The following is a 23,377-nucleotide window of genomic DNA, read 5'->3' as shown; positions in this document are numbered from 1 at the left end:
CTTTTATTAACGGGAAGTGGCTCAGCTTGGTAGAGCACCTGGTTTGGGACCAGGGGGTCGCAGGTTCAAATCCTGTCTTCCCGATTTTCCCAAAAACATGGGGCCTTAGCTCAGCTGGGAGAGCGCCTGCCTTGCACGCAGGAGGTCAGCGGTTCGATCCCGCTAGGCTCCACTTATTTTTTATATGTCGGAGGTATACCCAAGTTCGGCTGAAGGGATCGGTCTTGAAAACCGACAGGCGGCGAGAGTCGCGCGGGGGTTCGAATCCCTCTACCTCCTCCATTTTTTTAAAAAGTGGTTTAGTTACATATAAAAATGAATAAGATATTAATTTTTTCCTTCATGGAGGTATACCCAAGTTCGGCTGAAGGGATCGGTCTTGAAAACCGACAGGCGGCGAGAGTCGCGCGGGGGTTCGAATCCCTCTACCTCCTCCATTTATTTTTAAAACATAATATCGTCGCGGGGTGGAGCAGTACGGTAGCTCGTCGGGCTCATAACCCGAAGGTCGCAGGTTCAAATCCTGTCCCCGCAACCAAATGGTCCCGTGGTGTAGTGGTTAACATGCCTGCCTGTCACGCAGGAGATCGCCGGTTCGACCCCGGTCGGGACCGCCATTTTATGTTGGCTCGGTAGCTCAGTCGGTAGAGCAGAGGACTGAAAATCCTCGTGTCGGCGGTTCGATTCCGTCCCGAGCCACCATTTTTTTTATTTTTTTTTATTTATGCCGGCTTAGCTCAATTGGTAGAGCAACTGACTTGTAATCAGTAGGTTGGGGGTTCAAGTCCTCTAGCCGGCACCATTTAGGGGCATAGTTTAAAGGTAGAACTGAGGTCTCCAAAACCTCCAGTGTGGGTTCAATTCCTACTGCCCCTGTAAATTATATGGGCCTATAGCTCAGCTGGTTAGAGCGCACGCCTGATAAGCGTGAGGTCGATGGTTCGAGTCCATTTAGGCCCACCATATATATTCCGCAGTAGCTCAGTGGTAGAGCTATCGGCTGTTAACCGATCGGTCGTAGGTTCGAGTCCTACCTGCGGAGCCATGGCCCGTTGGTCAAGTGGTTAAGACACCGCCCTTTCACGGCGGTAACACGGGTTCGAATCCCGTACGGGTCATAAAAAAAGAGTCAGCATATTGCTGACTCTTTTTTATTATGTATAAGCCTCTTTTTATCACCTTATTTTCCTCAAATAAATAAAGGGATTTAGGAAAAGCTATGGTATGTATTAAAAGGAGGAGATGAAAAATGACACAAGTTAGAGAACTTATGAGTACTCATATCGTACATTGTACACCATTAGACAATGTATATGAGGCAGCTGTAAAAATGAAGGAAGAATCGGTTGGATTGATTCCTGTTATTGAAAATCAACAAGTTGTTGGGCTTGTTACTGATCGAGACTTAGTTGTTCGTGGGATTGCTGAAAAACATCCTGGATCTAATCAAATTACAAATGTAATGACAACAAACATTGTTTCAGTTTCTCCAGATGATTCTATTGAAAAAGCTACAGAATTAATGGCACAATATCAAATTAGACGGTTACCGGTAGTCGAGAGCGGTCAACTTGTTGGGATGCTAGCACTAGGTGATTTAGCTATAAGAAAATCAGCAGATGATCAAGCAGGGTTTGCTTTAAGTGAAATCTCGGAGCATACGGAATAAATTATGTATAAAGATCAGATACATTATTCTAGTATATATGGATTAAACTAATATATTAGCGTGATGTATCTGAGACATTATATAATAAGTATAGAGTCAATATTTTTGACAGTTTTTTTAAATTTGTCATTCCTAATTTTTAATAAGAGAAAAAATGATATACTGAGAGATATAAGTATTATGATAGATTTTGAATATAACAATATTCATTGTTAATGATGTAATAATGAATTAATATTTCCTACATAGATAAAGTGAAACTTTAATTATTGGGGGGGGGCCATCCCCCAATAATTATTAGTTGAACCAATCGGGCTTTTACGGGCAGTTTTATCGCCCACCTAACTTCCTCGCATTCGCTGAATTTTGAGGTGGGAGTCTTACTGCCCGTTAATGCGGGATAAAAAGGGAAGGGGAATTATATGAGGGCTGTACAGGGCGATCCAAATTGGAATTTGGTTACAGATACATATATAGAACCAAATAATTTCGCTGAGTTATTTTCTTTGCTTGTACCTTGTCATCCAAAAGGTGAAGGGAAAGAGCGAACTATATTAGTATGGAAAGAAAAAGAATTTTATAAAGAAGAAAATTTAGCTGCATTTATCGTATATGGCATGAATAAAGTAAAGAATTTACCGCAGTTTCATAAAGATGAAATTCCAACTCTAGTACGTATTCTTCGTTTATGTCAAGAGATTGGTTGGTATGAAGAGGCAAATGCTTTTATGATAGCCCAAGGACTAGATGAATTTGTCCAAACTTCATTGGAGTATGAAACATGGGATCTTTTGACGAAAGCAGTTGCTTTAAACTATTTAATTATTAAATATCGTATTGGTGAATTAACAGCTGAGGATGTAGAAATTTGGGATCGAGTTAAATTTAATGAGAAATGTATAACAAATTGTAAACATCTATTATCTCATAAAGAAGTATTGGAATTTACATTCTTTTATATGTGTAAGCGAGCGAAAACACTATCAAAAGAGCAATTAAATAGTGATATGATGAGTCTAGCAATGTATTGTAATACTTTTGTGTATGATTTATATACACATGACTTATTACGAAAGTATCGTAAGTGTACAGACTTCCTATCATATTATGGACCTAGTCAGGCAGTTTTAGCTTGTCAAAGAGCTGTACTTTCTCAAATTTCCGATCGATTAGACCCTTTAAAGACAACTCATGTAGATGATTATTTATATGTGATGAAAGAAATGATGGAGCATATGACGATAGGGGTAATGGATCGGTATGGTCATTTTATTGGAAAGTTACTATCATATGTACCATTTTTCGAAATGATCCAAGTTCCACAGCATGCATATTATTGTGAAGAATTACTGTATATTTGTAAGGGAATTGAATACAAAGAAGAAATACTACGCAATTATATATTTATACAATTACATGATTGTTTACCATCATTCTTTAAACTATTTCTTAAAAATAAGCGTTATGCAACGATTCATGATATTCTTTTCTATTGGTGCGACGATGAACAAAGAATGAGCTTAGAGAAAAAATATAATCTTAGTTTTATTTATGAAAAATATGCTTGTGGATAAACCATATTTTACATATTAAAAATTAATATAAATTAAAAAGGATCTCAAGTTTATGTGAGATCCTTTTTTGTTAGTAAAGCAAGGATAAAGTAACTAAGATAAGAAATAACATTCCATAAAGGAGAAGTTGTGCAGTATAACTTCCTTGTATACCAAAAAAAGTATTCATTTTTTCATATAAATTCAATATATATTTCATTGGATTATCTTTGAAAGATGGGTACACAGTGTCCCCTCTTTCTAAGCTTCTTGTTCATGTTTTTGGTTATTAGGAACATGAACGTATCTAGCTATGAATAATAAAACACCTATAAAGAATACAGGAAGTACGGTAGATAAATAAAAACCATTATTAATTATATTTGTTATAAGAGCACTCAAAAGAAAAATTGCATTATAAATATGGGCAATTTTTTGTTTTAGCCGCATTTGTAATGCTTCCATAATGATTTCTAAAGCAACAAAAGCAATAATAATAGATAAGAATACAGTGTTCGTATTATAAATGATTAAACAACAGATTAAACCTAAAAAGGCCAGGTATTCAATAAAGAGAGGTATATTGCGTGGCATATAATTTACCTAACTAAATATGGCAGTGGGTTTACTGCATTTGTTTTTTCAAAATTCCATTCCCCATTATGTAATTCAAAATGGAGATGTTGCCCATATGAATGACCTGTGTTTCCCATATGACCTACTAATTGTCCAGTTTGTACTTGATCACCAGCTTGTACAGTGCGATCCTTCATATGAGCATAAACTGTTGTATATAATTTCCCATTTATTTGATGGGCGATGAACACGACATTGCCGTAGCTAGCCGAATAATAAGATTTCACAACCTTACCCGCAGCAGCAGCTTGAATAGAGACATTTCCTTGTGCTGCTATATCTATACCATAATGCATTTGCTCCCAGCGCATATCAAAAGTGGAGCTGATTTTCCCTTGAGTAGGGAATTTGAAAACTGCTGGAATTGATGCAGGTTGAGCTGTTTTAGCTTGTGCTTGACTTTGATTTTGCACTACATAGTGTTTCGCTACATATCCGTATCCTGTGCCAAAACGAATTTTATACCAAGTACCTACCGTTTCTACTACTTGTACTTGTGTACCATTTTGTAATGAGCCAAGTAGAGTGCTACTTGTACTAGCATTGCTACGTACATTTAATTTTGGTGTTGCAACAGTATAAGAAGGAGAACCTTGTACAGTTACACCTTTTACTAGAGGTGTGGATCCATTAGATACAAATGTTTTTTGTACGTATCCAATTTGACCGTTATGTAATATTTTGTACCAATCCCCTTGTTCACCTTGAATGGTAATGAATTGACCATTTGGTAATATATCTAGAATAGAAGACTCTGTATTAGGTTCAGAACGAACGTTTAATGCGTTTGCATTTACGATATATTGATTTTTTGGTTGAACATTTTTTTTGAATAGAATTGCATCCTTTTTCATATAGCCTGTTTTGTTGTTAACAGATACTTTATACCAATCTTGAGTTGTCTCAAGAATAGTAACAGGGCTATTAAATCGAATGTTATCAATTATTGCACTGTCTGCATGGTTATTTTGATGTAGTGCAACGTTGTCAATTTTTACATATCCAGTTTTTACTGTAGATGGTTGCTTAGCAGCCGCTGTTTGTATATCGGATTCTCCCATAGAAGGAAGTAAAGAAGCAATTGCGATAGTAGTTGCTGTTAAAGCTGTAGCTTTCATATTCATGTAATAAAGACCTCCTCTAGTTGTATAGTTGTAATTTTATTATAGTATAAAGATATAATATATTGGTCGTATTCACATAAATGTAATATGAAATCAATAAAAATAATGTTAGAAGAGAGATTCGTATATAAATATTGTATATATCATTTGTGGGGTCGCATTTATATTTGTTTAACACGTTAAGAATTAATTCGCAATTAAGAAAATTAAAACAGTTGATGATGTCTTATGGCGGTGTTATACTGACAGTGATAATTTTATAGTTTGCTAGGAGGGCTGGTGTTGCCAGCTGAGATTAGGGCCGTAAGCCTTTGATCCTTTTTATTACCTGATCTAGATTATGCTAGCGTAGGGAAGCAATTCGGACATTAACAACGAGTCCCCGTTTCTTTGCGTATAGAAACGGGGCTTTTTTATTTGAAAATTTCATATTAATACCACTAGGGGTGCTTTTCGTGCTGAGAGAGGAATAATCCTTAACCCTTACAACACCTGATCTAGATAATACTAGCGAAGGGAAGTGGAACAACGAATAAATTATAATTTTATTTGCTGTAACCACTTCTTATATACAGAAGTGGTTTTTTTATTGAGATAAATAGATATATAGGAAGGGGAATTATTAATGAAATTTTGTGAAAGATTATTTGATACGGTGCAGCCTGTTTGGGAGAAAAGTCATAATCATCCGTTTGTAGTAGGTATGGGGGATGGTACGTTGGAAAAAGACAAATTCCAGTACTATATTATTCAAGATTATTTATATTTGTTAGATTATGCAAAGCTATATGCAATTGGGGTTGTAAAGGCAACGAATCCACAAGTTATGGCAAAATTTGCAGAGCAAATTGATGGGATTTTAAATGGTGAAATGACGATTCATAAACAATATGCAAAAAGACTTGGCATTTCCGCACAAGAGATGGAATCTGCGAAACCATCTGCTAAAAATTTAGCCTATACAAATTACATGATGTCTGTATCTCAAAATGGCACACTTGCAGAATTAATATCAGCTTTACTTCCATGTATGTGGAGCTATTGGGAGATTGGAAAGCGTTTAAATGATATTCCTGGAGCAAGAGATCATGAGTTCTTTGGAGAGTGGATTCAAGGATATAGTTCTGAAGAATACGGTAACCTTTGTATTTGGTTAATAGATTTATTAAATGAAATGGCAGTTGGAAAGTCAGAGAAAGAGCTAGATCGATTAGAGGAGATTTTCTTATATTCCAGCCGATTTGAATATTTATTCTGGGATATGGCCTATCGTAAGGAGATGTGGGGTTTTGAGGAGCAAGAACATACTACAGTTTCATAATGTTTCCTTTCATTATGATGAGAAACCAATTATCGATGAATTAAATGCTTCTATACAAGATAAAGAGTTTGTAAGTATTATCGGACCGAGTGGGTGCGGGAAAAGTACTTTGTTTCGCCTTATTACAGGCTTAGAAGAGGCAAGTACTGGACAGATAGAGCTGACAGAAACAAAGAGTCATCCTGTAGGGTATATGCCCCAAAAAGATATGCTCTTGCCGTGGAGGACGATTATTGAGAATGCGGCTTTACCGCTAGAGTGCCAAGGTGTGGAGAAGAAAGAAGCACAAGTAAAAGCGAAAGAACTGTTACATAAATTTGGTTTACAAGGGTACGAGAAAAAATATCCGAAAGATTTATCTGGTGGTATGAGGCAACGCGTATCTTTTATCCGAACTTTATTAACAGGCGGGGAGATATTATTGTTAGATGAACCTTTTAGTGCATTGGACGCTTTAACGAAGGCATCTTTGCAAGAATGGTTGTTTGAACAATGGAAAGAGTGGGAAAAAACAATTTTATTTATCACTCATGATGTTGAAGAAGCATTGTTTCTTTCTAATCGAATTTTGGTTGTAGAAAATCAACCGATAGCAACTTTAACTGAGCGAATTGTGCCGCTTGATCGTAACCGAACAAGAAAAGATTTATATAAGCCTGAAGTGTTAGCGCTTAAAGAAGAGATCCTTAGTATGTTACAAAGGCAGGTACTCGTATGATTAATCGCTTGAAGGAGTTATTACCTGCCCTCATATTAAGTGGAATTTTACTTGCTCTATGGGAAGTAGGCGCAAGAATTGTAGATGAGATGTACATTTTGCCATCACCTTCTGCAATTGTAATGAAGATATGGGCGCTGAAAGATATATTATTTACCGTTCATTTACCTGCAACGTTGTACGTCGTTTTAATAGGCGTTGTTATTTCTATCGTACTGGGCGTAGGGCTAGCGATGTTAATGAATGCGAGTACGTGGATGGAAAGAGCATTTTATCCATTATTAGTAGCTTCTCAAACAATCCCGATTACAGCACTTGCGCCACTATTTGTTTTATGGTTTGGATATACCATTTGGAGCAAGGTTGTTGTCACTGTCTTAATTACGTTTTTCCCAATTGCGGTAAATACGTATGATGGACTGCGTAGTACGAAGAAAGAATGGGAGGAGCTCTTAGTTACGTATGGTGCAACAAAAAAAGATATTTTTCTAAAGCTAAAGTTGCCATCTGCTCTTCCTTACTTTTTCTCAGCGTTAAAAATTGCAGTTCCGCTTAGTGTTATCGGGGCAGCAATTGGAGAATGGCTCGGTGCACAAGCTGGGCTTGGATATTTCAGTAAAAGGATGATGACGCAGTTAGACGGAGCTGGTGTATTTGCACCAATTGTATTGCTATCATTGTTAGCTATTTTTTTCGTCATACTTATTTCTATATTAGAAAAGAAATTCATTAGTTGGAGGAAATATTCATGAAATTATTAAAACGCATCTTTGTGTTTACATTATTAGTTGCAATGATTGCAGGGTGCTCGAGTAATTCAGCATCAGATAAGAGTAAAAAAGAGAAAGAAATAACGGTCATGCTTGATTGGTATCCAAATGCGGTGCATAGCTTTATTTATGCAGCCATTGAAAAAGGCTACTTTAAAGAAGAAGGAGTAAAGGTAAATATTAAATTCCCTTCTAATCCGACTGATCCATTAACGTTAGCTGCAGCAGGAAAAGTGACAGTTGGCTTGTATTATCAGCCAGATGTTGTTATGGCTAGAGCAAATGAACAAATTCCAGTGAAATCAATTGGAGCTGTCGTGCGTTCACCGTTAAATCATGTCGTATCGCTGAAATCAGCAGGCATTCAATCACCGAAAGACTTAGAAGGAAAAACAGTTGGATATTCTGGAACCCCTTTAAGTGAAGCATATTTAAAAACGATGATAAAAGAAGATGGTGGTAATCCAGATACAGTAAAAGTAGTTGATGTTGGATTCGATTTAGTACCAGCGCTAATTACGAAAAAAGTAGATGCTGTAACAGGAGCATATATTAACCATGAAGTACCTGTTATGCGTCATGAGGGTCATGAGCCGGCGTACTTTAATCCAGCTGATTACGGTGTACCGAATTATCATGAACTTGTATTTGTAACAGGTGATAAAACTTTGAAAAAGGATAAAGAAGCATTACAGGCCTTTTTACGTGGTGCGAAAAAAGGATATGATTTCATGAAGAAAAATCCGGATGAAGCATTAAATATTTTATTAAATCATCAAGAAAAAGAAAATTTCCCGCTTGTACCAGAAGTTGAAAAAGAAAGTATGAAAATTTTATTAGAGAAGATGGAAACGAAAGATGAGCCATTCTTATCAGATTCAAAAGAGTCATGGGAGAAACAAAATAAATGGCTGAAAGAAAAAGGAATGACGAAAGAAATCGTTCCAGCCGATGAATTATTCGAAAACATTTTAAAGTAGGCGAATGAATATGAAAAATGAGCTCCATGTAATCTCAAATGGTCACATGCCATTCGAAGAGTTAGTGAATGTAGCGATGCAAATTGAGAGTGAGATTGATTATTTGCATATTCGTGAGCGTGAGAAAAGTACGAAGGAATTATATGAAGGGGTGGAAAGCCTTTTAAAAAAAGGCTTTCCGGCATCTAAACTTGTTATAAATGACCGAATTGATATTGCTGTTTTATTAAATGTCCCGCGTGTACAGCTAGGGTATCGAAGTACAGATGTAAGGTCAGTGAAAGAAAGGTTTTCGTATTTGCATGTTGGTTATTCCGTACATTCTTTAGAAGAAGCGATAGAGGCTTTTAAGAATGGGGCTGATTCGCTCGTTTATGGTCATGTATTCCCAACAGAGTGCAAAAAAGGTGTGCCGGCGAGAGGGTTAGAGGAAATTTCGGACATTGCAAAGAGCTTATCGATACCGATTATAGCTATTGGAGGAATTACTCCTGAAAATACAAGGGATGTTCTTGCAAGTGAAGTAAGTGGAATTGCTGTTATGTCTGGAATTGTAAGTAGTAGTAACCCGTATAGCAGAGCGAAATCTTATAAGGAATCAATAAGAAAGTGGGCGGAAAAACATGTGTAAGAAGTATGATGTAGCGATTATTGGCGGAGGTGTAATTGGTAGCTCAGTTGCACACTTTCTAGCAGAAAGAGGGCATAAAGTAGCGATTATAGAGAAACAAAGAATCGCATCTGAAGCTTCGAAAGCAGCTGCTGGTTTGCTCGGTGTTCAGGCAGAATGGGATGAATATGATCCGCTGTTTGAGCTTGCTAGAGAAAGCCGTGCTATATTTCCACAACTTGCAGAAGTTTTACGTGAAAAGACAGGCATCGATATTGGGTATGAGGAAAAAGGCATTTATCGCATTGCCCAAAATGAAGATGAGAAGGAAAGAATTCTTCATATTATGGATTGGCAACAGAAAACAGGTGAAGATTCCTATTTTCTAACGGGGGACCATTTACGGGAAAAAGAGCCGTTTCTATCCGAGTCAATTATAGGAGCGGTATATTATCCGAAAGATGGTCACGTTATTGCGCCAGAGCTTACGAAAGCATTCGCGCATTCCGCGGCATTTTCTGGAGCTGACATATATGAACAAACAGAAGTGTTTGATATTCGTATTGAGAATAATAAAGTGACTGGGATTGTTACGAGTGAAGGTGTAATCACATGCGAAAAAGTCGTTATCGCTGGAGGGTCATGGAGTACGAAATTACTACATTATTTCCATAGTGATTGGGGTACATATCCTGTTAAGGGAGAGGTTGTTGCAGTAAGAAGCAGGAAACCTCTCTTGAAAGCTCCTATTTTCCAAGAGCGGTTTTATATTACGCCGAAGCGCGGTGGCCGTTATGTGATTGGGGCAACGATGAAGCCTAATACGTTCAATAAATCTGTACAACCAGAAAGTATTACTTCCATATTAGAGCGTGCTTATACGATATTGCCTGCTTTAAAAGAAGCAGAGTGGGAAAGTACATGGGCAGGATTAAGGCCACAATCGAATCATGAAGCTCCTTATATGGGAGAGCATGAAGAAATAAAAGGTTTATATGCTTGTACTGGACATTATCGAAACGGTATTTTATTAAGTCCTGTTTCGGGTCAGTATATGGCTGATTTAATAGAAGGAAAGCAGGAGAATCATCTGCTAGATTCATTGCTTTCTAAATCGGTTTAGAAAGGGGATGGAAGTTTGAATTTAAAAATTAATGGTAATCAAATTGAAGTACCAGTGAGTGTGGAAACAGTAGCTGAGCTACTTACACATTTAGAATTAGATAACAGAATTGTTGTAGTAGAGCGTAATAAAGATATTTTACAAAAAGATGATCATAAAGATACATCAGTTTTTGATGGAGACCAAATTGAGATTGTAACTTTCGTAGGAGGCGGTTGATTATGTTAAACATTGGACCATTTTCATTTCATTCTAGACTTTTATTAGGAACAGGGAAATTCTCTGATTTTGATGTACAGCAAAAAGCAATTGACGTTTCTGAGGCTGAAATTTTAACGTTCGCAGTACGTCGCATGGATATATTTGATGCGAAGCAACCTAATTTATTAGAGAAACTTGATGTGAAAAAATATACGTTATTACCAAATACAGCAGGAGCAAAAAATGCTGAAGAAGCTGTTCGAATTGCGAAATTAGCAAAAGCTTCTGGACTTTGTGACATGATAAAAGTAGAAGTTATTGGTGATGATAGAACGTTATTACCTGATCCGGTAGAAACGTTAAAAGCATCTGAAATGTTACTTGAAGAAGGATTTATCGTTCTACCGTACACATCTGATGATGTTGTATTAGCGCGTAAATTACAAGAACTTGGCGTGCATGCCATTATGCCAGGTGCATCACCGATTGGTTCAGGACTTGGTATTGTAAATCCATTAAATTTAAGTTTCATTATTGAACAAGCGACAGTACCAGTTATCGTGGATGCTGGTATTGGTAGCCCAGCTGATGCGGCATTTGCGATGGAATTAGGAGCAGATGGTGTTTTATTAAATACGGCTGTATCGGGGGCAAAAGATCCTATTAAAATGGCATACGCAATGAAATTAGGTATTGAGGCAGGGCGGATAGGCTTTGAAGCAGGCCGTATTGCACGTAAACGTTGTGCAACGGCAAGTAGTCCTTTAGAAGGAATGAGCGTAGTTGAATAATCGATATTCTCGCCAAGAACTATTTTCTCCAATTGGGGGAGAAGGACAACAAAAGATAAGAGAAAAGCATGTACTTATTATCGGTGCAGGTGCATTAGGTAGTGCAAATGCAGAGATGTTTGTAAGAGCTGGCGTTGGTAAGGTGACAATTGTTGACCGCGACTATGTGGATTGGAGTAATTTACAAAGACAGCAATTGTATGCAGAGAGTGATGTAGAGAATAACCTTCCGAAGGCTGTGGCGGCAAAAAAACGTCTAGAAGAGATTAATAGTGAAGTAAGAGTAGAAGCTCTCGTTCAAGATGTAACGGCTGAAGAGTTAGAAGAACTCGTTACAAATGTTGATGTAATTATCGATGCGACTGATAATTTCGAAACGCGTTTCATTGTGAATGATATATCGCAAAAATATTCTATTCCATGGGTTTACGGGGCATGTGTAGGAAGTTACGGTCTTTCTTATACTATTATTCCAGGCAAAACGCCATGTTTATCTTGTTTATTACAATCGATTCCGCTTGGTGGAGCGACATGTGATACAGCGGGGATTATATCACCTGCTGTATCTCTTGTCGTTTCTCATCAAGTAACGGAAACACTTAAACTGTTAGTAGAAGATTATGACTCGCTTCGAGAGGGGCTTGTATCATTTGATGTATGGAAAAATGAGTATTCATGTATGAATGTGCAAAAGCTTCGTAAACATAATTGTCTATCATGTGGTGAGCAAGCATTATATCCGTATTTGAATAAAGAAAACACTTCAAAAACAGCAGTGTTATGCGGGAGAAATACAGTTCAAATTAGACCACCTCATAAAGAAGAAATGAATTTTGAGCAATATAAAGAATTGCTAAATAATCGCGTGAATGATTTGAATGTAAATCCATATTTATTATCATTTTCTGTTGAAGAAAAGAGATTAGTTGCTTTCAAAGATGGTCGTGTACTTGTGCATGGAACGAAAGATATAAGTGAAGCGAAAACAATTTATCATCGCTATTTTGGATAGAAGAGGATGAGTGGGATGAAAGTGAATAAAGCTTTAACGATTGCAGGATCTGATAGCGGAGGCGGCGCTGGAATTCAAGCAGATTTAAAAACATTCCAAGAGCTTGGTGTGTATGGAATGACGGCTATTACAGCAATTACTGCTCAAAATACGCTTGGCGTTCAAGGTGTATATCCTGTTTCTTTAGAAGGAATTACGGAACAGCTGAATTCAATTGGTACGGATTTAACACCAGATGCTGTGAAACTAGGGATGCTATTTAGTAGTGAAATTATTCAAATTGTTGCAGAACATATTAAAAAATTTGGCTGGAATAATATTGTGCTAGATCCTGTTATGATTGCAAAAGGCGGAGCATCATTATTACAACAAGAAGCAGTACAAGCATTAAAGGAATATTTATTACCAGTAGCAACTGTTGTAACACCGAATGTTCCGGAAGCAGAAGTGTTAACTGGGATGGAGATTCAAAATATAGAAGATAGTAAAGAAGCTGCGAAAGTATTGCACGAATTAGGTGCTAAATATGTGCTTATGAAGGGCGGACATGCAGAATATCAAGGTAATGAAGTAATTGATTTACTCTTTGATGGAGAAGAGTTTATTGAATTTAGAAGTGAACGAATTCCTTCGAAGCAAACGCACGGAAGCGGATGTACATTCGCGTCTGCAGTTACAGCAGGACTTGCTAAAGGGGATTCAATTGAAGAGGCAGTTCAAGAGGCAAAACGATTTATTAGTATAGCGATTGAAGAGCCGTTGAATATTGGTAGTGGTCATGGACCGACGAATCATTTTGCGTACAAATTGAATAAAGCATAAGCATAAAGAATGGAAAAGCCAGTTTTACAACTGGCTTTTTTCTGTTTACTTTTTCCAAACACAGGAGTAATATATCAGCCAGAATACATTTTTGTAATATGCTGAGTCCAAATTTATGGAGCGGAGGAACCAATTTGTGCGTTGTCACTAGGGGTGAATCTTTCAATTTTGAAAGTAGGGCTACTCTCAAAGTCCGAATCCGACAGCTAACTTCGTAAGCGTCTTGAGAGAGGGCGGTGCCATGATGGATATATCACTTCGTCGGTCTGATTAGTATAGGAGAATATCAATCTATGTTTGAGTTCTTTTATGCTAAGGAGGATGAGGTACATGGAATTAACGCTTATTTGTGTTGGAGAAGAAAATAAGATAAAGAGTTTAAGAGAGCTAGTAGCATTTCAGCATGAGTTAATTATTTTTACAGCAAATGAAGAGATAGCAGCTGAAGTTAGGAATTGTGGATTTGATTCGACTTATAGCTGTAATAAGGAGCAGGATTTTACTAGTATTTGCGAGCGGATTAAGAAAGTAATTTTATTAGGAGATGAGCTTCCGATAGTTAGCTTTTTCACAGAACGCATTCGTTTCTCTTTTCAAGCGCCTATTACTGTTGTTACAAAGAATAAACGCTATCCAGCCAGGCTCTATGAAACAATTGGAGCTAAATTTGTAGTGTTTACGAACTGTGATAATATTTCTTTTTTATTTTTGGAATAGAGCGGGGGAAACGAAGATGAGGGTATTGTTACTAGGAGATATAGCGAATCGTTGGGTGGCATCGGTAGAGCGAGTTCAAGAATTGGTGGCGCTCGATCCTATTTTTCCAAGGCCATATATAATATTGCCATCGAAAGATGCCTTATATTTAAAAACAGATATTATCGAATATGAGCAGCTACATGCAGAACTGTCGCAAGTTTATATTCGGGGAAGAAATTTACGTGCATTTTTACGAGGAGAATAAAGGTTGAATGAAAAAAGAGCGAATACTGAGTGCAACAAGCTATGCACTTCATGTAATTCGCTCTTTTTATTTCATATTTAAAGGATCATTTTTATGAAAAGGAAAGAAAAGACAAGAAAACAGATGAAAGAATATTAATAACACGTAATGTAAGCGTTTAAATGATGGAATATTTTCTTATTTTCAGTAATTTGCCTCTTTACAAGTTAAATATAGAGGAGTATATTTACTCTCATAAATCATTTATGAAATTTCCAAAAAAAACCTAAAATCGCTGAGTTCCAGAAATGGAGCGGGGGAACCAATTTTGTGCATCGTCACTTGGGGTGAATCTTTCAATTTTGAAAGTAGGGCTACTCTTTAGGCCCGAATCCGACAGCTAACCTCGTAAGCGTTTAGAGAGGAGGTTTACTTTGTGTTGTTCGTTTCGAACACTAAGTAGAGCTTAGTGTTCTTTTTTTGATAACTATATGGTAAATTTTAACAAAAAAGCGAGGGGTAGTTATGTTAGATGTTGTAATGATCGGGATTTTTGTTGGGTTAGTCGCATCGATGGCAAGTCTTGCAAGTTGGTCAGATAAAGTTGTGAAAGAAGGGAAGCAATCATGATGATTGCCTTATCGGTTATTGTTGCAGCGATTACGGTGTACTTAGTGTACGCATTATTAAATCCAGAAAAGTTTTAATTAGGGGGAATCATTCATTATGATTTGGGTTGCAGTCGTTATTACAATGCTCTTGTTTATTTTAGTAGCAAAGCCAATGGGGATTTATTTAGAGAAAGCCTTTCAAGGTAGCAAGAAGCTAGATAAAGTATTCGGGCCTTTTGAAAAACTTATTTTTAAAATTACGGGTGTAAAAGCATACAATCAAACGTGGAAACAGTACGCATTATCATTAGTTTTACTCAATGGATTCATGATTGTTGTCGTATATTTCATTTTCAGATTACAAGGTGTGCTGCCGCTAAATCCAGCACATATTGAAGGAATGGAGCCTACGCTCGCTTTTAATACAGCGATTAGTTTTATGGCTGATACAAACTTACAGCATTATAGCGGTGAAAATGGCTTATCTTATTTATCACAATTAATCGGGATTACATTTTTAATGTTTGCGGCACCAGCAACGACGTTAGCGCTCGTTATGGCTTTTATAAGAGGACTCGCTGGAAAAGAACTCGGTAACTTTTTCGTTGATTTTACGAGAGCATTAACGAGAGTTTTTCTTCCTATCGCATTTATTGCGGCGCTAGTCTTTGTCGCACTTGGTGTACCACAAACGTTAGACGGGGCAGTTACAGCACAAACAATTGATGGTGCGAAGCAAAGTATTTTACGTGGTCCAGTTGCATCATTCGTTTCCATTAAGGAACTTGGAAATAACGGCGGTGGATTTTTCGGGGCAAACTCTACACATCCTTTCGAAAATCCAGGACAAATGAGTAATATTTTGCAAATGATGCTTATGATGTTATTGCCAACAGCACTACCATTTACGTACGGACGAATGGTAGGAAATAAAAAACAAGGACGTATCCTTTTCGTTTCACTATTTATGGTGTTTTTACTAGGGTTTATAACGATTACTACAGCGGAATTAAATGGGAATCCAGCGTTAAATGGAATGGGTATTGAACATGTACAAGGAAGTACAGAAGGAAAAGAAGTACGATTTGGAACAGTATTTTCTTCACTATACGCAACAGTAACGACAGCTGCTGAAACAGGAGCAGTTAATACGATGCATGATACATTAACACCAATTGGTGGTTTAGTACCACTCGTAAATATGATGTTAAATACAGTATACGGTGGTGTTGGAGCAGGCTTTGTTAACATTATTATGTATGCAATTATTGCAGTCTTCATATCTGGGTTAATGGTTGGACGGACACCAGAGTTTTTAGGTAAGAAAATTGAAGGGAAGGAAATGAAATTAATTGCGGTAACGATTTTATTTCATCCATTGCTTATTTTAGGATTTTCAGCATTAGCTCTTTCAACAAGTTTAGGAACGGATGCAATTTCTCATTCAGGTTTCCACGGTTTAACGCAAGTTGTATATGAGTATACATCGTCAGCTGCGAATAACGGATCTGGATTTGAAGGATTAGCAGATAATACACCGTTTTGGAATATTACGACTGGTTTAGTTATGTTTTTAGGACGCTATTTCAGTTTAATTACGATGCTAGCTGTGGCAGCTTCGTTGAAAGAGAAGACGGTCGTACCAGAAACAGTCGGAACGTTCCGTACAGATAATGGTTTATTTGGAGGGATTTTTATCGGAACGATTGTAATTGTTGGTGCGTTAACATTTTTCCCGATGTTAGTACTCGGCCCAATTGCAGAATTTCTTACATTGAAGTAATGGAGGGTAAATGATGAGACCGGTAGTAGTAAAAGAAAAACAAGTAAATCAGTCACAAATACATGCTGTAGAAGATGAGGTTAGACAAGCGAAAACGTTGGATCGTGATATCGTGACGCATGCGATGAAACAATCCTTTGCGAAATTGAATCCGAAAGTAATGATAAAGAATCCGATTATGTTCATTGTGGAAATTGGCTTTATAATTACGTTCATTTTATCCTTTCTTCCAAGTAGTTCTAATAGTGTACCAGGATGGTTTAATATAACAGTTTCTCTTATTCTATTATTTACAGTTTTATTTGCTAACTTTGCAGAAGCGTTAGCTGAAGGTCGTGGTAAAGCGCAAGCCGATTCTTTAAAACAATCGAAGAAAGATGTGTTTGCAAATGTTGTAAAAGAAAATGGAGATATTGTTCAAGTTTCAGCAACTGATCTGAGAAAAGGTGACGTTGTTATTGTAAAACAAGGAGAAATGATTCCGAATGATGGTGAAGTAATTAAAGGATTAGCGTCTGTAGATGAATCTGCAATTACAGGGGAATCAGCTCCTGTAATAAAAGAGGCGGGCGGTGATTTTTGTTCCGTAACAGGCGGAACGATGGTCGTAAGTGATGAGATTACAATTATAATTACGAGCAATCCTGGTGAATCATTTATTGATAAAATGATTTCTTTAGTAGAAGGAGCTGCTCGGCAAAAAACGCCGAATGAGATTGCTTTAAATACAGTATTAACGAGTTTAACTCTTATTTTCTTAATCGTTGTTGTGACGTTGCCGATTTTCACAAATTATTTAGGGTTTCAAATTGATACAGCTGTACTTGTAGCGTTGTTAGTTTGTTTAATTCCAACGACAATTGGTGGGTTATTATCAGCGATTGGTATTGCTGGGATGGACCGTGTGACAAAATTTAATGTGCTAGCAATGTCAGGGAAAGCAGTAGAAGCTGCGGGTGATATTAATACAATTATTTTAGATAAAACAGGTACGATTACTTTCGGGAACCGGATGGCACATACACTGCTCCCTGTAGGAAATGAAACGATTGAGCAAGTAGGAAAATGGGCTGCCATTAGCTCAGTTTTAGACGAAACACCAGAAGGTCGATCAGTTATAGAATATGTACAAACGAAATCTATATCATATAATAGAGAACTTGCAGAACAAGGTGAATTTGTTCCGTTTAAAGCAGAAACGAGAATGAGTGGCGTTGATTTACAGGATGGAACGAAAGTAAGAAAAGGTGCTGTAGGTAGCGTGATTGAATGGGTTCAATCACAAGGCGGAACGATTCCGAAAGATGTGAATCAAAAAGCAGATTTAATTTCAAAAGAGGGCGGAACACCGCTTGTAGTTGCAGTAAATGATCGTATTTACGGTTTAATTTATTTAAAGGATACAGTAAAACCTGGTATGCGTGAGCGTTTTGAACAATTGCGCCAAATGGGGATTAAAACGGTTATGTGTACAGGAGATAACCCATTAACAGCAGCAACAATTGCCAAAGAAGCAGGAGTAGATGAATTCGTTGCTGAGTGTAAGCCAGAAGATAAAATTGCGGTTATTAAAGCAGAGCAAGATAAAGGGAAACTTGTAGCAATGACAGGTGATGGTACAAATGATGCCCCGGCGTTAGCGCAAGCTGACGTTGGATTAGCGATGAATAGTGGTACCACAGCTGCAAAAGAAGCGGCCAATATGATCGATTTAGATTCGAATCCAACTAAAATTATTGAGGTTGTAGGAATCGGTAAGCAATTGTTAATGACACGTGGTGCGTTAACGACGTTTAGTATTGCGAATGATATTGCAAAATATTTTGCAATCATTCCAGCAATGTTTACACTTGCAATTCCGCAAATGGAAGCATTAAACATTATGAAATTAACATCACCGCTTTCAGCAATCTTATCAGCATTAATATTTAATGCGGTTATTATTCCATTACTCATTCCGCTAGCGATGAAAGGTATTGCATATAAGCCGATGAGTTCGAATGCGCTGCTTAGCCGAAACTTACTCATTTACGGGCTTGGCGGGGTTATCGTTCCGTTCATTGGAATTAAAGTAATTGATATGATCGTCGGCTTGTTCATATAAGGAAGAGGGGAAAAAGATGGCGAAGAAACAAAGTATACTATCACCAATTATTCGTATTACTTTTACATTTTTAGTTTTGTGTGGCCTCGTATACCCGCTTATTGTAACTGGTATTGCGCAAGCGGTAATGAAGGATAATGCGGATGGAAGTCTTATATATAATGATAAAGATGAAGTAATTGGTTCGAAATTAATCGGTCAAAATTTCACAGACCCACGTTATTTTCATGGACGTGTCTCTAGTATAGAATATAAAGCAGAAGCATCTGGTTCAAATAACTATGCACCGTCTAATCCAGATTTAGAGAAACGAGTAGAGAAAAGTATTACAGATTGGAAGGAAAAAAATCCAACTGTTCCAGTTACAGAAGTACCGATAGATTTAGTGACGAATTCAGGTTCAGGGCTTGATCCTGACATTAGTCCGAAGGCGGCTTCCGTACAGGTAGATCGCATCTCGAAATTAACGAATATTCCGAAAGAAAAGCTTGATCAATTGATTAAGGATCAAACGGAAGGCGCTGCCCTCGGCTTGTTTGGAGAAGATCGCGTGAATGTCTTAAAGTTAAATTTAGAATTACAGAAACTAATGAAATAGAAACAACGCTACCTCAATCTAAAGGATTGAGGTAGCGTTGTTTCAAAAGAAAGGGTGTGAGTATTTTGTATGCGGATGACTATAAACCGACGTTTCAAAGGCGAACGCCAGAAGAGTATTTAGAATATATTCGTCAGCAAAATCGAGGGAAGTTAAAGTTGTACGTAGGTGCTGCTCCAGGAGTAGGGAAAAGTTATAAGATGCTCTATGATGCTAGAGAAATGAAAAAGGATGGTATTGATATTGTAATTGGTTTAATTGAAACACATGGGAGGGAAGAGACAGAAGAAGCGATTGCTGATTTAGAAAAAGTCCCTTTAAAAGAAATAGATTATAAAGGAAAGGGATTTTATGAGCTTGATGTGGAAGGAATTATAAAGCGTGCACCGCAAGTAGTTGTAGTGGATGAACTCGCGCATAGTAATATTCCTGGATCTAAAAATAAGAAACGTTATATGGATGTACAAGAATTATTAGAAGCAGGCATATCCGTATTATCAGCATTTAATATTCAACATTTAGAAAGTGTTCATGACATTGTAGCTCAAATTACGAATATAAAAGTAAGAGAGCGTATTCCAGACTTTATTTTGCAAAAAGCAAATGAAATTCAACTCGTTGATGCAACACCGGAAGTATTAAGGAAGAGATTAATAGATGGAAAGATATATAAGGAAGAAAAAATTCAACAAAGCTTACAAAATTTCTTTACACTTAATAATTTAGGGGCACTAAGGGAATTATCACTTCGAGAAGTTGCAGATGATATGGATGAGAAAATTAGCCAAACAGTTATAGAACCGATTGGCGTGAAGGAAAAAATTCTCGTTTGTGTGCAATATAGTTCGACAGCGGAGAAATTAATACGGCGAGGTTGGCGCATGGCTGATCGGTTAAACGCTGAATTGTATGTCTTAAATGTAGAAAGGGAAAATATAGATTCCCTTTCAGCAGGGAAAAAGCAAACAATTGAAGAGTGGAAATCGCTAACGAATCAATTTGAGGCGAGCTTTGTATTAGAAGAAGCGAAAGGAAGAAAGCCAGCTGACGTTATTATTGAAGTTGCGAAAAGACTACAGGTGACACAAGTTTTACTTGGGCAATCGGCGAGAACACGGTGGGAAGAAATACGAAAAGGTTCTATTGTAAATGAAATTATGAGACAAACGAAGTATATTGATATTCATATCGTTGCGGATCAAAGAGCTTAAAATAGAGACTGGATTGTTGAGGAGTCTCTATTTTTCTTTTTTCAAGCCTTTTGAATATAATTTCTGAAAGAACTCATATATAATAGAAAAAGATACTTAACATAGTGAATAATTAAAGAGTCAATGTATATAAAGAGGAGAGAATAACATGCTTGAAAATACGGGGTTAGTATTAGAAGGAGGCGGTATGCGTGGTGTATATACTGGTGGGATACTAGAATACTTTATGGAACAAGATTTATATTTTCCATATGTAGTCGGTGTATCAGCTGGTGCTTGTCATGCAGCGTCGTATCTTTCCAGACAAAGAAATAGAAACAAAACGGTCAATATTGATTATGTATCACATCCGAAGTATTTATCGTATAAAAACTTATGGAGAAAACGTCAGTTATTTGATATGGATTTCATTTTTCATGAAATACCAGAAAAGCATGTGCCGTTTGATTTTGAAACATACTTTAATAGTCCCGAACGCTTTCTTGTAGGAACAACGGATTGTGAAACAGGACAGTCTGTTTATTTTGAAAAAGAGGGAACGAATGATGATGCGCTAAATTTATTACAAGCGTCTAGTTCATTACCTTTCATTGCACCAGTAGTAAATTACCGTGGTAAGCAATTGTTAGATGGCGGGATTTCTGATCCGATTCCAGTTCGTAAAGCACAGGAGGATGGATTTAAAAAATCAGTCGTTATTTTGACGAGAAACCATGGTTACGCAAAGAAAAAATCAAAATTTGGCTGGGTTGCAACGAAAGCTTATAAAAAATACCCGAACCTTGTTAACACGATGCTAGCTCGTTATGAAGTGTATAATGAAACACTTCACTACATTGAAAAAGAAGAACAAGCTGGTAATTTATTTGTTATTCGCCCGGAAGTGCCGCTTCAAGTAGATCGTATGGAAAAGGATACGGCTAAATTACAAAATCTATATGAGCAAGGCTATGAAGATGCGAAGAGACAGTTTGCAGATTTACAGGCGTTTTTGCAAAAATAATAATTAGGCTGTGGAGAAGGAGTTCTCTGCAGCCTTTTTTGTATTGCTACTTATACGTTACTTTTTAAAAATGTATTAATGTTTAAGTGTTTAAAGAGTTTGTAAAACATATGGGTTTATTATTGAGAAAAATTGGCTTGAAGGGTATTATGACGATGTAGCGCTACTAAACTATTTAATTTATGAGGTGATTGTTAATGAAAGGAAAGGTTTTTTCAATTACGACTTTAGTATTATTAGCAACATCAATCTCAACAAGTGCATTCTATCCAACTTTAAGTGGTCACAAAAGCGGTAATCTACTATCTTACAGAGCTCAAACGACTACGAATCAAAATGCATCTCGCTGTTCAGTAGCAATTTCTTTTATTAATTCAAATGGAAATAATTCATATATTGAAAGCGCTTCGGATAAATTAGGATCCCATGAATCTGGAAGAGCATTAAATGCTACTGTGAGTAATGGTGCATATAACGCCTTTGGTGCAAAAGGACTATACTCTGAGCATTATGCTAATGAGGATAATGACTATCAAGAAGAGATTCGCAAAGGTAATTTTGATAGTAATGGAAACTTACGATTACAAAGGTACCTTTAATAGTAATAGGAACTTACGATTACAGTAATAAAAAATATTAAATAGTTGTCTTTATAAATATTTGGATAAGGAGAAGGGGATGTTCATCGTCTCCTTCTTATCTAAAAGGAGCAGAGACATGTATTTAGCTTTTAAAAATATAAAAAGCAACAAACTATTTTCCGTAATTCTTCTTATGTCATTTTTTATTTCTTTTCTTTCTATATCAGTTGCCGCGCTTTTAACAGAGTCTAAACGAAATTTTATATCTGCTTTTCAAATCGGTTTCCCAGAAAAAAATCAAATTTTAACTGTTCCGATAGCGAATGCAACTGAATTGGAAGCGATAATTCCTTTCATACAAGATACTTTTGTGAAAAGTGATATTTACGTAGAGCATTTAAAAGCATTAAATAGTTCAGGGGCAACAAAGATCATAGCTGTGAACTTAAAAGATGAGTATTATTGGACGCCATATATTTCTGAAGGGCAATATTTTCATCGTGAAAATGTAAATGATATGGTTGTTGGTGATCAAACGAATGTAGAGGAATTATATGAATTTGATGATACATATAAAAAAATAGGAACTATATCGAGAAAAGACAGTGACGTCGGCGTAGCAGGCATATACGTTCCACTTCAAAACTTACCTACTATATCTAAAAAAGGTATTATCGCGAGTAAACAATTACAATTAACAGTTGTTAACCCTACATCATCTATCCATAACGAAATAAAAACTTTTATGAATAAGAGCAAAGAAGTAATTTCGGGTGAGGTTCAAATACTGAATGAAAGAGATCTTCAGGAACTAAATGTAACATATATAGATCCAGCAAATAAGTATTATTATAAATTCATTCTTGTTGCAATTGCTTCTGGCATTTCTGCGGTTTTATTTTGGATTTATAAAAAAGAAAGAGAGATTGCATTAAAAAAATCAGTAGGTGCTTCTAATATGTCTATTTACTGCGAACTATATATTCAAATTTTGTTTATTTCTCTAGCAGCGATGTTGTTGGTTTTTCTTACGTTAGAAATATTTTCTGGAACAATTCATACGTATTTTCAGACATACTTATTAAAACCATTAACACTATATGTATTGATATGTAATGTTGTTTTTATAATTTTTCTTACAATGTTTGTTACTATAATTCCAATCAAGCACATTATAAATATATATCCCGGAAAACATTTAAGAACGTAGGAG

General features: G+C 36.6%; 25 protein-coding genes, 12 tRNA genes and 4 riboswitches. Of the genes, 35 read left to right on the top strand and 2 right to left on the bottom strand.

What is annotated here, in order from left to right:
- The first annotated feature begins 10 nt into the window (after window positions 1-10).
- The 14 genes from JTF23_RS18255 to JTF23_RS18190 all read left to right on the top strand — a co-directional run bounded on the left by JTF23_RS18255 (window position 11) and on the right by JTF23_RS18190 (window position 3,243).
- Window positions 11-84, top strand: a tRNA-Pro gene (locus JTF23_RS18255).
- Between the two features lie 15 nt (window positions 85-99).
- A tRNA-Ala gene (locus JTF23_RS18250) sits at window positions 100-172 on the top strand.
- Between the two features lie 17 nt (window positions 173-189).
- Window positions 190-282 (top strand) — tRNA-Ser (locus JTF23_RS18245).
- A 62-nt stretch (window positions 283-344) separates the two neighbouring features.
- Window positions 345-437, top strand: a tRNA-Ser gene (locus JTF23_RS18240).
- Between the two features lie 24 nt (window positions 438-461).
- Window positions 462-538, top strand: a tRNA-Met gene (locus JTF23_RS18235).
- Between the two features lie 3 nt (window positions 539-541).
- Window positions 542-617 (top strand) — tRNA-Asp (locus JTF23_RS18230).
- A gap of 9 nt (window positions 618-626) precedes the next feature.
- Window positions 627-702, top strand: a tRNA-Phe gene (locus tag JTF23_RS18225).
- Window positions 703-726: 24 nt separating this feature from the next.
- Window positions 727-802, top strand: a tRNA-Thr gene (locus JTF23_RS18220).
- A gap of 3 nt (window positions 803-805) precedes the next feature.
- Window positions 806-876 (top strand) — tRNA-Trp (locus JTF23_RS18215).
- A gap of 10 nt (window positions 877-886) precedes the next feature.
- Window positions 887-963: transfer RNA gene (locus tag JTF23_RS18210), tRNA-Ile, on the top strand.
- Window positions 964-970: 7 nt separating this feature from the next.
- Window positions 971-1,045: transfer RNA gene (locus tag JTF23_RS18205), tRNA-Asn, on the top strand.
- Window position 1,046: 1 nt separating this feature from the next.
- Window positions 1,047-1,118 (top strand) — tRNA-Glu (locus tag JTF23_RS18200).
- 131 nt (window positions 1,119-1,249) lie between these two features.
- Window positions 1,250-1,669: a CBS domain-containing protein gene (locus JTF23_RS18195; protein ID WP_002201733.1), complete on the top strand. Its 420-nt coding sequence runs from the start codon at window positions 1,250-1,252 to the stop codon at window positions 1,667-1,669.
- 422 nt (window positions 1,670-2,091) lie between these two features.
- On the top strand, window positions 2,092-3,243 hold the full coding sequence (locus tag JTF23_RS18190; RefSeq protein WP_002159244.1) for a DUF3965 domain-containing protein: 1,152 nt from the start codon (window positions 2,092-2,094) through the stop codon (window positions 3,241-3,243).
- 240 nt (window positions 3,244-3,483) lie between these two features.
- Here JTF23_RS18190 and JTF23_RS18185 read toward each other — a convergent pair whose 3' ends face one another.
- Entirely contained in the window at window positions 3,484-3,816 is a 333-nt protein-coding gene (locus JTF23_RS18185; RefSeq protein ID WP_002159243.1) for a hypothetical protein, read from the bottom strand.
- Between the two features lie 5 nt (window positions 3,817-3,821).
- Window positions 3,822-4,982 carry an SH3 domain-containing protein gene (locus JTF23_RS18180; protein WP_002159242.1) on the bottom strand — a complete coding sequence of 387 codons (1,161 nt, stop codon included), beginning with the start codon at window positions 4,980-4,982 and terminating at the stop codon, window positions 3,822-3,824.
- Window positions 4,983-5,241: 259 nt separating this feature from the next.
- Window positions 5,242-5,354: riboswitch (TPP riboswitch) on the top strand.
- A 60-nt stretch (window positions 5,355-5,414) separates the two neighbouring features.
- A riboswitch (TPP riboswitch) is annotated at window positions 5,415-5,518 on the top strand.
- Window positions 5,519-5,607: 89 nt separating this feature from the next.
- Between JTF23_RS18180 and tenA the strand changes: the two genes are divergently transcribed.
- The 21 genes from tenA to JTF23_RS18075 all read left to right on the top strand — a co-directional run bounded on the left by tenA (window position 5,608) and on the right by JTF23_RS18075 (window position 23,374).
- Window positions 5,608-6,303, top strand: a complete 696-nt coding sequence (tenA, locus tag JTF23_RS18175) for a thiaminase II (RefSeq protein WP_002159241.1) — start codon at window positions 5,608-5,610, stop codon at window positions 6,301-6,303.
- Window positions 6,272-7,021: an ABC transporter ATP-binding protein gene (locus JTF23_RS18170; RefSeq protein WP_002159240.1), complete on the top strand. Its 750-nt coding sequence runs from the start codon at window positions 6,272-6,274 to the stop codon at window positions 7,019-7,021. Before tenA ends, JTF23_RS18170 begins: the two co-directional genes overlap by 32 nt.
- Window positions 7,018-7,773 carry an ABC transporter permease gene (locus JTF23_RS18165; RefSeq protein ID WP_204209350.1) on the top strand — a complete coding sequence of 252 codons (756 nt, stop codon included), beginning with the start codon at window positions 7,018-7,020 and terminating at the stop codon, window positions 7,771-7,773. The genes JTF23_RS18170 and JTF23_RS18165 overlap by 4 nt, the downstream gene beginning before the upstream one ends.
- Window positions 7,770-8,771: an ABC transporter substrate-binding protein gene (locus tag JTF23_RS18160; RefSeq protein WP_204209349.1), complete on the top strand. Its 1,002-nt coding sequence runs from the start codon at window positions 7,770-7,772 to the stop codon at window positions 8,769-8,771. Before JTF23_RS18165 ends, JTF23_RS18160 begins: the two co-directional genes overlap by 4 nt.
- Window positions 8,772-8,781: 10 nt before the next feature.
- Window positions 8,782-9,402, top strand: coding sequence for a thiazole tautomerase TenI (gene tenI / locus JTF23_RS18155; protein WP_204209348.1), 621 nt, complete (start codon window positions 8,782-8,784; stop codon window positions 9,400-9,402).
- On the top strand, window positions 9,395-10,504 hold the full coding sequence (thiO, locus tag JTF23_RS18150; RefSeq protein ID WP_204209347.1) for a glycine oxidase ThiO: 1,110 nt from the start codon (window positions 9,395-9,397) through the stop codon (window positions 10,502-10,504). The genes tenI and thiO overlap by 8 nt, the downstream gene beginning before the upstream one ends.
- A 15-nt stretch (window positions 10,505-10,519) precedes the next feature.
- A complete protein-coding gene (gene thiS, locus JTF23_RS18145) occupies window positions 10,520-10,723 on the top strand; it encodes a sulfur carrier protein ThiS (RefSeq protein WP_002201725.1) in 204 nt (67 codons plus the stop codon).
- 2 nt (window positions 10,724-10,725) lie between these two features.
- Window positions 10,726-11,496: a thiazole synthase gene (gene thiG, locus JTF23_RS18140; protein ID WP_002201724.1), complete on the top strand. Its 771-nt coding sequence runs from the start codon at window positions 10,726-10,728 to the stop codon at window positions 11,494-11,496.
- A complete protein-coding gene (locus JTF23_RS18135; RefSeq protein WP_002201723.1) occupies window positions 11,489-12,508 on the top strand; it encodes a thiazole biosynthesis adenylyltransferase ThiF in 1,020 nt (339 codons plus the stop codon). Before thiG ends, JTF23_RS18135 begins: the two co-directional genes overlap by 8 nt.
- A gap of 6 nt (window positions 12,509-12,514) precedes the next feature.
- Window positions 12,515-13,330, top strand: coding sequence for a bifunctional hydroxymethylpyrimidine kinase/phosphomethylpyrimidine kinase (thiD, locus tag JTF23_RS18130; protein ID WP_204209346.1), 816 nt, complete (start codon window positions 12,515-12,517; stop codon window positions 13,328-13,330).
- A gap of 89 nt (window positions 13,331-13,419) precedes the next feature.
- Window positions 13,420-13,567, top strand: a riboswitch (cyclic di-AMP (ydaO/yuaA leader).
- A 93-nt stretch (window positions 13,568-13,660) separates the two neighbouring features.
- A complete protein-coding gene (locus tag JTF23_RS18125) occupies window positions 13,661-14,047 on the top strand; it encodes a hypothetical protein (RefSeq protein WP_204209345.1) in 387 nt (128 codons plus the stop codon).
- Window positions 14,048-14,063: 16 nt separating this feature from the next.
- The gene (locus JTF23_RS18120; protein ID WP_204209344.1) at window positions 14,064-14,294 is read left to right on the top strand and encodes a hypothetical protein; all 231 of its coding nucleotides are present in this window, start codon (window positions 14,064-14,066) and stop codon (window positions 14,292-14,294) included.
- A 262-nt stretch (window positions 14,295-14,556) separates the two neighbouring features.
- Window positions 14,557-14,702, top strand: a riboswitch (cyclic di-AMP (ydaO/yuaA leader).
- Between the two features lie 96 nt (window positions 14,703-14,798).
- Window positions 14,799-14,903, top strand: coding sequence for a SipW-dependent-type signal peptide-containing protein (locus JTF23_RS18115; RefSeq protein ID WP_000887888.1), 105 nt, complete (start codon window positions 14,799-14,801; stop codon window positions 14,901-14,903).
- The gene (kdpF, locus tag JTF23_RS18110; protein WP_000972378.1) at window positions 14,900-14,980 is read left to right on the top strand and encodes a K(+)-transporting ATPase subunit F; all 81 of its coding nucleotides are present in this window, start codon (window positions 14,900-14,902) and stop codon (window positions 14,978-14,980) included. The genes JTF23_RS18115 and kdpF overlap by 4 nt, the downstream gene beginning before the upstream one ends.
- Before the next feature lie 19 nt (window positions 14,981-14,999).
- Window positions 15,000-16,667 (top strand): potassium-transporting ATPase subunit KdpA, encoded by a 1,668-nt coding sequence (gene kdpA / locus JTF23_RS18105; RefSeq protein WP_204209343.1) that lies wholly within the window; start codon window positions 15,000-15,002, stop codon window positions 16,665-16,667.
- Window positions 16,668-16,680: 13 nt separating this feature from the next.
- Window positions 16,681-18,771: a potassium-transporting ATPase subunit KdpB gene (kdpB, locus tag JTF23_RS18100; RefSeq protein WP_204209342.1), complete on the top strand. Its 2,091-nt coding sequence runs from the start codon at window positions 16,681-16,683 to the stop codon at window positions 18,769-18,771.
- A gap of 16 nt (window positions 18,772-18,787) precedes the next feature.
- Window positions 18,788-19,369, top strand: coding sequence for a K(+)-transporting ATPase subunit C (kdpC, locus tag JTF23_RS18095; RefSeq protein WP_002203384.1), 582 nt, complete (start codon window positions 18,788-18,790; stop codon window positions 19,367-19,369).
- A 56-nt stretch (window positions 19,370-19,425) separates the two neighbouring features.
- Window positions 19,426-20,580, top strand: coding sequence for a KdpD-like non-kinase potassium sensor (kdpDN, locus tag JTF23_RS18090; RefSeq protein WP_204209341.1), 1,155 nt, complete (start codon window positions 19,426-19,428; stop codon window positions 20,578-20,580).
- 148 nt (window positions 20,581-20,728) lie between these two features.
- The gene (locus tag JTF23_RS18085) at window positions 20,729-21,583 is read left to right on the top strand and encodes a patatin-like phospholipase family protein (RefSeq protein WP_078179816.1); all 855 of its coding nucleotides are present in this window, start codon (window positions 20,729-20,731) and stop codon (window positions 21,581-21,583) included.
- Between the two features lie 197 nt (window positions 21,584-21,780).
- Window positions 21,781-22,182: a hypothetical protein gene (locus JTF23_RS18080; RefSeq protein WP_002159224.1), complete on the top strand. Its 402-nt coding sequence runs from the start codon at window positions 21,781-21,783 to the stop codon at window positions 22,180-22,182.
- Between the two features lie 118 nt (window positions 22,183-22,300).
- Window positions 22,301-23,374, top strand: coding sequence for an ABC transporter permease (locus tag JTF23_RS18075; RefSeq protein WP_204209340.1), 1,074 nt, complete (start codon window positions 22,301-22,303; stop codon window positions 23,372-23,374).
- Window positions 23,375-23,377: the final 3 nt, after the last annotated feature.

Source organism: Bacillus sp. RIT 809 (assembly GCF_016892495.1).
Classification (GTDB): domain Bacteria; phylum Bacillota; class Bacilli; order Bacillales; family Bacillaceae_G; genus Bacillus_A; species Bacillus_A cereus_U.
The sequence above is the reverse complement of the archived record's forward strand: the minus strand, read 5'-3'. Positions and strand labels throughout refer to the sequence as shown.

Excerpts from the sequence above, each read along its gene's own strand:
- JTF23_RS18120 (WP_204209344.1), top strand. The coding sequence starts at position 14,064 with ATGAGGGTATTGTTACTAGGAGATATAGCGAATCGTTGGGTGGCATCG.
- thiD (WP_204209346.1), top strand. The coding sequence starts at position 12,515 with ATGAGTGGGATGAAAGTGAATAAAGCTTTAACGATTGCAGGATCTGAT.
- tenA (WP_002159241.1), top strand. The coding sequence starts at position 5,608 with ATGAAATTTTGTGAAAGATTATTTGATACGGTGCAGCCTGTTTGGGAG.
- thiG (WP_002201724.1), top strand. The coding sequence starts at position 10,726 with ATGTTAAACATTGGACCATTTTCATTTCATTCTAGACTTTTATTAGGA.
- JTF23_RS18080 (WP_002159224.1), top strand. The coding sequence starts at position 21,781 with ATGAAAGGAAAGGTTTTTTCAATTACGACTTTAGTATTATTAGCAACA.
- JTF23_RS18115 (WP_000887888.1), top strand. The coding sequence starts at position 14,799 with ATGTTAGATGTTGTAATGATCGGGATTTTTGTTGGGTTAGTCGCATCG.
- JTF23_RS18195 (WP_002201733.1), top strand. The coding sequence starts at position 1,250 with ATGACACAAGTTAGAGAACTTATGAGTACTCATATCGTACATTGTACA.
- JTF23_RS18165 (WP_204209350.1), top strand. The coding sequence starts at position 7,018 with ATGATTAATCGCTTGAAGGAGTTATTACCTGCCCTCATATTAAGTGGA.
- kdpC (WP_002203384.1), top strand. The coding sequence starts at position 18,788 with ATGGCGAAGAAACAAAGTATACTATCACCAATTATTCGTATTACTTTT.
- JTF23_RS18185 (WP_002159243.1), bottom strand. The coding sequence starts at position 3,816 with ATGCCACGCAATATACCTCTCTTTATTGAATACCTGGCCTTTTTAGGT.
- JTF23_RS18160 (WP_204209349.1), top strand. The coding sequence starts at position 7,770 with ATGAAATTATTAAAACGCATCTTTGTGTTTACATTATTAGTTGCAATG.
- JTF23_RS18125 (WP_204209345.1), top strand. The coding sequence starts at position 13,661 with ATGGAATTAACGCTTATTTGTGTTGGAGAAGAAAATAAGATAAAGAGT.
- JTF23_RS18190 (WP_002159244.1), top strand. The coding sequence starts at position 2,092 with ATGAGGGCTGTACAGGGCGATCCAAATTGGAATTTGGTTACAGATACA.
- JTF23_RS18085 (WP_078179816.1), top strand. The coding sequence starts at position 20,729 with ATGCTTGAAAATACGGGGTTAGTATTAGAAGGAGGCGGTATGCGTGGT.
- JTF23_RS18075 (WP_204209340.1), top strand. The coding sequence starts at position 22,301 with ATGTATTTAGCTTTTAAAAATATAAAAAGCAACAAACTATTTTCCGTA.
- kdpB (WP_204209342.1), top strand. The coding sequence starts at position 16,681 with ATGAGACCGGTAGTAGTAAAAGAAAAACAAGTAAATCAGTCACAAATA.
- JTF23_RS18180 (WP_002159242.1), bottom strand. The coding sequence starts at position 4,982 with ATGAATATGAAAGCTACAGCTTTAACAGCAACTACTATCGCAATTGCT.
- tenI (WP_204209348.1), top strand. The coding sequence starts at position 8,782 with ATGAAAAATGAGCTCCATGTAATCTCAAATGGTCACATGCCATTCGAA.
- thiO (WP_204209347.1), top strand. The coding sequence starts at position 9,395 with ATGTGTAAGAAGTATGATGTAGCGATTATTGGCGGAGGTGTAATTGGT.
- kdpA (WP_204209343.1), top strand. The coding sequence starts at position 15,000 with ATGATTTGGGTTGCAGTCGTTATTACAATGCTCTTGTTTATTTTAGTA.
- kdpF (WP_000972378.1), top strand. The coding sequence starts at position 14,900 with ATGATGATTGCCTTATCGGTTATTGTTGCAGCGATTACGGTGTACTTA.